This window comes from Neisseria sp. P0001.S007 (assembly GCF_051963655.1).
Lineage (GTDB): Bacteria > Pseudomonadota > Gammaproteobacteria > Burkholderiales > Neisseriaceae > Neisseria > Neisseria subflava_A.
On sequence record NZ_JBQCUB010000027.1, the window covers coordinates 1 to 400 of the forward strand.

1 protein-coding gene is annotated in these 400 nt (G+C 60.0%); it reads right to left on the reverse strand.

Annotated elements, in window-relative coordinates; all coding sequences use genetic code 11:
* Positions 1–375, reverse strand: a 375-nt coding sequence (locus tag ACTHRE_RS11070) for a hypothetical protein (protein ID WP_440345083.1), incomplete at its 3' end; no start/stop codon positions are given.
* Positions 376–400: the final 25 nt, after the last annotated feature.

The following is a 400-nucleotide window of genomic DNA, read 5'->3' on the forward strand; positions in this document are numbered from 1 at the left end:
GCTTAGGCTGAGGTAGTGTTCGTAGCTGCCGTCGTTTTGTTCTTTCAGACGGCCTTCGTAAGCGGCCTGTTGTTTTTCCAGCTCTTGGGTCGCGGCTTTGGCACGGTTGCCCCTATAGGTGCCGACGGCACTGTGGATGGCGGCAGTCGATTGGGCGACGGTTTGCTGTTTGTCGAGTAGGTTTTGCAGATCGGGAACGCTGTCGGCACCGTGATGGGCAGTGGTCGAATCGGTATGGATGCCGAGAGCGCGGGCACTGGTCTGCCGGCCGTCGATGGTGATGTTGCCTTCGCTGAGCAGCGAGCGGGTATAGCCTTGGCTGTCGCCGCTTTCATGCTGCGGCAGGGTGGGGCTGTAGTTGAGGCCTTTGTTCATGTTCTGGCCGGCGGTTTGGGACGCA